The sequence below is a fragment of the Nitrobacter vulgaris genome (assembly GCF_031453995.1).
Lineage (GTDB): Bacteria > Pseudomonadota > Alphaproteobacteria > Rhizobiales > Xanthobacteraceae > Nitrobacter > Nitrobacter vulgaris.
Map to the genome: position 1 here is coordinate 41,841 of NZ_JAVDPZ010000031.1, position 6,000 is coordinate 47,840.

Genomic DNA, 6,000 nt, shown 5'->3' on the forward strand with positions numbered 1-6,000 from the left:
AACTTCAGGATTCGTTCCTAGAGTCTTATCGCTTCTGATGAAATCAGAAGCGAAGCTCTGAATTGTTGTTTTGACGCGTTCTCTTCACGCGAACCGGTATCCACTTCGCTCGAAAGCGTTGTAGCGAACTCCACTCGCTCAAGCGATTACAAGCGAGCCTGGATATCGGACAAAGGACACCTCGCCTTCGCGCGAAATAGGACGCGAAACAACGATCGATGTTGGAATGTGATCAGCCGCGCGTCCGCGATCGGATCATGAAGGTGTCATAGGTATACTCGGCCACCTGCCACCACAAATACTGGTCCGATCGATAAGCTTGCATCGCGTCGATCGCCTTCTTGAAGTCCGGGTTGTTCGCTGAAATCTCGTCCCACAATTCGTTCGTGGCTTTCAGGCAGGCGTCGAGAACATCATTACTGAACGGCCGAAGTTGGGCGCCACCTGCAACGAGCCGCTTAAGGGCGGCAGGATTTTGCATGTCATAGCGAGTAGCCATCCAGGTGTTGGCCGTCGCCGCCGCGTTCATCAATATCGCCTGATAGGTCTTTGGCAACGTGTTCCACTTCTCGAGATTGCAGAACGCATGGATTGTCGGTCCACCTTCCCAGAAACCCGGATAGTAATAATATTTGGCGACTTTCTGAAAACCCAGCTTTTCATCATCGTAGGGGCCAACCCATTCGGCCGCGTCGATCGCACCCTTCTCAAGCGAGGGATAAACGTTACCCCCGGCAAGCTGCTGCGGTACCACACCGACCTTCTGCAACACCTGACCGGCAATGCCGCCGATCCGCATCTTCAGGCCAGACAAATCAGCCACGGTCTTGATCTCCTTGCGGAACCAACCGCCCATCTGCGTACCGGTGTTGCCGCAAGGAAACCCGATGACGCCGAACTTCTTGAAGAATTCATTTGCAAGCTCATTGCCGCCGCCCTGAACCAGCCAGGAATTCTGCTGGCGCCCATTGAGCCCGAACGGGACCGACGCGAAAACCGCGAAGGTGGGATCCTTTCCGACATAATAATACGAAACGGTGTGACTCATCTCGACCGTCTTGTTGGCCGTCGCATCGAGCGCCTGCAATCCAGGGGCGACCTCCTCGGCCGGGAAAACCTGGATCTGGAATTTGTTGTCGGTCATTTCCGCAACTTGCTTGGTAAAGACCTCGGCAGTGCCATAGATCGTGTCGAGCGATTTGGGGAAGCTCGACGTCATACGCCACTTGATCTCAGGCGCCGATTGCGCAATCGCCGGTGAGGCAACGGCCGAGACAGCGGCACCCGCGGCCGAACCTTTCAAAAAATCACGACGTTTCATTAGATATCCCTTTGACGATAGTTCTTGAGATTCCAGCGAAGACACGAATTTGACCCTCGCTGATCGCGTTGCAGCGAAACCCGCAAGCGAATCTCAAACTCGAAACTTGAAACTGTAGCTAGTGGTACTTTGATTCTGAAATTTGCAAGCCTCCAGCCGTGACGGAAATGCAAATCTTAGAATCGGATCACCGGGCTACGGCGACCGCGTCGTGGAGCCGGTCACGAATAGTTTCGGCGATGGCACGATAGATCGCCGCATGGGGACCCTCAGACTGGCTCTCGACTACCGGATAACCGGAATCGGAAGTCTCGCGAATCGACATATGAAGCGGGATTTCGCCAAGGAACGGTACTCCCAGCCGTTCCGCCTCGTGTCGCGCGCCCCCATGGCCAAAGATATCGCTTCGCCCCCCGCAATGTGGACACTGAAAGAAACTCATGTTTTCGATAATGCCGAAAACCGGCACGTTGACTTTTCTGAACATGGCAAGTCCGCGCCGTGCGTCGATCAGTGACAAATCCTGCGGTGTCGAAATGATGACGGCGCCCTTGAGCGGCACATTCTGAGCCAGCGTCAGCTGAGCATCGCCGGTTCCGGGCGGCATGTCCACGACCAGAACGTCGAGCTGGCCCCAAGCCACATCGCGGAGCATTTGCCTGATCGCCGAGGCCACCATCGGACCGCGCCAGATCATCGCACTTTCTTCCTCGATCAGAAAGCCGACCGACATGACGGCAAGGCCAAACCGCCCGATGGGCACAATCTTCTTGTCGTCTGTCAATTGCGGCTTTTCACGAATACCGGTCAATCTTGGAATTGATGGCCCGTAGATATCGGCATCGAGCAGACCGACACGCAAACCGAGATCCCGTAGGCCCAGCGCGAGATTAAGCGCGGTGGTCGACTTGCCGACACCGCCCTTGCCGGAAGCAACGGCAATAATGGCGGCGACTCCGGGAATATCCGCCTGTCGCGCCATCGGTGAAGCTGATGCCGAATTTTGTGTTGACCGACGTGTCGACACGTGCGGAATCCCTTGCACCGGCCGCGACGACAAACTTGGCGTCGTGCTGTCCGGCTTGCGTTCGGCTGTCAAAGCCACCATCGCGACCGATACTCCCGGAATCGCGCGCACGGCCGCTTCGGCGTTGGCGCGAACCTCCTCCCAGACCTTGATTTCCGGCGCCTCGACGTTGATAGAGAAAAATACCTTGTCGCCGTTGACAGCGATCTCCGACAGCACATCGGCGACGGTCAGCGCCACGCCACGGGGAGAGAGCACACCGGCCAGCCGGTCGAGAACTTGCTGTGGTGTTACATTCAAGTCGTCTCTCCTGAGTAGGCGCTCTCTGCTTCGAAAACAGGGTCTACATGGCTACCCGCCGCAGCCGGGTCAACGCCTGTACCGTGGCTAATCGAGAAGGCAAACCTTGGCCGAACGAACGGCCGCAGCCCGCCTCATCCCGTCAAGGCCGGAAAAGTCAGACCCGTTCAGCCACAGCGTCATAGTTGAGTTCGATCAACACGCCGTTCGGGTCGCTGACGAAAATCTGCCAAATGGCTCCGCCGGGGACTTCGCGAGACCTGAACGTGAACCCTTTCGACTGAAGGCGCTGTTTCATGGCCCCGAAATCGCGGCTTGCGAAGGCGATATGATGGACAACACCGGAATCCGGCTTTTGGGGTTCGGAGGTCGGCGCAATGTCGACGAGGTGAACCACAGGCTTGCCCTCGCTGTAGAGCCACGCGCCCGGAAACGCGAAATCTGGTCGATCCCCGTTCGTCAGACCGAGAATCTCCTCGTAAAACCGTACCGTCTCGGCAAGTTTGCGGGTCCGGATATTGAAATGATCGAGCATCCCAACGCTCATGCGCGCGCTCCCTTGTCCGGCCCGGAAATGATGTCCTATTCCACTCTAACGCGTTTTGAATCGCGTTGGAATTCGTTCGTCACAATACCCGTCGCCTCCGAACTCCTTCAGGCTTTCCGACCTTTGCCGCTGCGATCTCAAGAGCTATGCTGATGATGGCGAGATTTCGCAACTCGTTCATCGCGACGCGCTCATCACTCTTAATTTAATTCAGTGAAACCTCAGGATTTGAACAAGGCTCGGTCATGGCTAAAGTCGCATTTCTCGGTCTCGGCGTCATGGGGTTCCCCATGGCAGGACATCTCGTCGCAAAGGGCGGCCACGAGGTGATCGTGTTCAATCGCACACCGACCAAAGCCAAGGCATGGGCCGAGAAATTTGGCGGGAAAACCGCAGCGACGCCGGAAGCGGCCGCCGGAGGTCAGGATTTCGTAATGGCGTGCGTCGGCAACGACGACGACCTGCGTGCGATCACAATCGGCGCAGGCGGTGCCTTTGCCGGAATGAAGCCAGGATCAATCTTCGTCGATCATACGACGGCCTCCGCTCAGGTGGCGCGCGAGCTTGATGCCGAAGCAACCAGGCGCGGTTTCGGCTTTGTGGACGCCCCGGTCTCCGGGGGCCAGGCCGGCGCCGAAAACGGCTTTCTTACCGTGATGTGCGGCGGAGAAGAGGACGCTTATACTCGCGCCGAACCGATCATCGCGGCCTATGCCAGGATGTGCAAACGGCTCGGCCCAGCGGGGGCCGGTCAATTGACCAAGATGGTCAATCAGATCTGCATTGCCGGCCTCGTGGAGGGATTGTCGGAAGGTATCCACTTCGCCAAAAAGGCAGGACTTGACGTCAATGCAGTTGTCGACGTGATCTCGAAGGGCGCTGCGCAATCCTGGCAGATGGAGAACCGTTCCAAGACGATGAATGAAGGCAGGTTCGATTTCGGCTTCGCCGTCGAATGGATGCGCAAGGACCTTTCGATCTGCATCTCCGAGGCCCGTCGCAACGGCGCAAGCCTGCCAGTCACAAGCCTTGTGGACGCCTTTTACTCGGAAGTCGAAAAGATGGGCGGCCGCCGCTGGGACACGTCCAGCCTTCTGGCGCGACTCGAACGTTAACGGCTGTCCGATTCACGACGCTCCCCCTGCCCCGGTCGATCGCCGTCGAAAGCAATTAACGTCCCGTTAACCGGATTATCCTGCTTTTTAAGGCCGCCTTTAAGGATTTGGCGCGAGAAATGGATCAGTAACGACTCGCGCGGCCGCGTACAGGATTTGTGTCTGGTTGATGAGTACTCCCGCCGATAAACCTGAAGTCGTCCAGCTTCCGGTCGCTCCCGCGATTGTACCGTCCGCACGTCATCGCCGCGCCACCACGCAGCGCGTCCGCGAAGCGCGCGACCGCCTGACTTCAACCAGCGGAACACGGCCGGCGTTCGATCACGAACTGCTCCGGCAATATGCGCAAACACGACTGTCGGCATCGTTTGTCGTGATGCTGCTCTTGGTTGCAACTGGCGTGCTCTTCGGCTTCTGGATAGCGCCCACCGCCGCCGCGGCGTGGACGTTCGGAATGCTCTGCCTCCACGCAGTCATCATCTACAACTGCAAGAATTATCTCAAGACACCATCATCGGCCAATAGCACACGCAAATGGCGCGCGCGTTTCATTTTGCTCGATCTCCTATACGGCCTGTGTTGGACGACGATTCTGGTGCATCCTGCCGGCTCGGATCAGGTCACAAATACCCTGATGATGTTTCTGATGCTGCTGGTCGTGGCGGTATCGAGTATGCTCTCGGCCAGTCTGCCGATTGCCGCCCTTGCCGCAACCGCCCCCGTAACCTCGGCAATCGCGCTGAAGTTCGCAACTGCCGGCAGCTTCAACAACTACATCCTTGCCATTCTGGCGCTGACTGCGGAGGGCTTCTTCGCCCTGCTCGCGCATCGTTTGCATTCCACGACGCTGGCGACGCTCGAAGCGCGGGCGGAGAAGGACGCCCTAATCGGCGAACTTGAGCAGGCGAAGGCTATTTCGGACGAAGCGCGGCATCGCGCGGAATCGGCCAACGTCGCAAAATCACGGTTTCTGGCTCAAATGAGTCACGAATTGCGGACGCCCTTGAATGCCATTCTCGGATTTTCCGAGGTCATGAAGAGTGAAATTTTCGGCGAGCACGCGGTTGCAGTTTACAAGACCTATTCGGCCGACATTCATAACTCCGGCGTTCACCTCCTGAATTTGATCAATGAGATTCTTGATCTATCGCGGATCGAGGCCGGCCGTTATGAACTCAACGAAGAGGCCGTATCTCTGGTCCATGTCGTGACCGAATGTCACCATCTGTTGAAGTTACGGGCCTCAAACCGCGGCATCACAATCTACGACGTGTTCGAACAAGATATGCCTCGCATCTGGGGTGACGAGCGCGCCACGCGCCAGATCGTGCTCAATCTGTTGTCGAATTCAATCAAGTTCACGCCACAAGGCGGAGAGATATTGCTGAAGGTCGGATGGACTGCTTCAGGCGGGCAATACCTCAGTGTCAAGGACAACGGCTCCGGGATCGCGGAAGACGAAATCCCGATTGTGCTTGCCTCGTTCGGACAGGGATCGAATTCGATCAAATCCGCAGAACAAGGCGCGGGTCTTGGTTTGCCGATCGCTAAGAGCCTGTTTGGAAAATCAGGGATGAGCGTTTCTGCGGATGAGAACACCGGCCATGGCGACATGGATCATGGCGGTTGAGACATCGATGCGACGTTCGTAATCGCGCACGAGCCTGCGCCAGCGGATCATCCAGCCGAA

4 protein-coding genes and 2 pseudogenes are annotated in these 6,000 nt (G+C 57.2%); 2 read left to right on the plus strand and 4 right to left on the minus strand.

The features are described 5' to 3' along the window. Window positions 1-232: 232 nt before the first annotated feature. The 3 genes from GGQ85_RS16285 to GGQ85_RS16295 form a co-directional block, all read right to left on the minus strand. On the minus strand, window positions 233-1,321 hold the full coding sequence (locus GGQ85_RS16285) for a TRAP transporter substrate-binding protein (protein ID WP_079446261.1): 1,089 nt from the start codon (window positions 1,319-1,321) through the stop codon (window positions 233-235). Window positions 1,322-1,508: 187 nt separating this feature from the next. Further along, the gene (locus GGQ85_RS16290; protein ID WP_309775387.1) at window positions 1,509-2,648 is read right to left on the minus strand and encodes an Mrp/NBP35 family ATP-binding protein; all 1,140 of its coding nucleotides are present in this window, start codon (window positions 2,646-2,648) and stop codon (window positions 1,509-1,511) included. Between the two features lie 157 nt (window positions 2,649-2,805). Next, a complete protein-coding gene (locus GGQ85_RS16295; RefSeq protein ID WP_309775388.1) occupies window positions 2,806-3,195 on the minus strand; it encodes a VOC family protein in 390 nt (129 codons plus the stop codon). A gap of 245 nt (window positions 3,196-3,440) precedes the next feature. Here GGQ85_RS16295 and GGQ85_RS16300 point away from each other — a divergent pair, with 245 nt between their 5' ends. After that, window positions 3,441-4,310 carry an NAD(P)-dependent oxidoreductase gene (locus tag GGQ85_RS16300; RefSeq protein ID WP_309775389.1) on the plus strand — a complete coding sequence of 290 codons (870 nt, stop codon included), beginning with the start codon at window positions 3,441-3,443 and terminating at the stop codon, window positions 4,308-4,310. A 169-nt stretch (window positions 4,311-4,479) separates the two neighbouring features. Further along, window positions 4,480-5,883: pseudogene (locus GGQ85_RS16305) on the plus strand (sensor histidine kinase); the annotation flags it as partial. Here GGQ85_RS16305 and GGQ85_RS16310 read toward each other — a convergent pair. After that, window positions 5,878-6,000: pseudogene (locus tag GGQ85_RS16310) on the minus strand (IS5/IS1182 family transposase); the annotation flags it as partial. The pseudogenes GGQ85_RS16305 and GGQ85_RS16310 overlap by 6 nt on opposite strands.

What these genes read in the sequence shown, in the direction of transcription:
- GGQ85_RS16285 (WP_079446261.1), bottom strand. Translation starts at nt 1,321, where the DNA reads ATGAAACGTCGTGATTTTTTGAAAGGTTCGGCCGCGGGTGCCGCTGTC.
- GGQ85_RS16295 (WP_309775388.1), bottom strand. Translation starts at nt 3,195, where the DNA reads ATGAGCGTTGGGATGCTCGATCATTTCAATATCCGGACCCGCAAACTT.
- GGQ85_RS16300 (WP_309775389.1), top strand. Translation starts at nt 3,441, where the DNA reads ATGGCTAAAGTCGCATTTCTCGGTCTCGGCGTCATGGGGTTCCCCATG.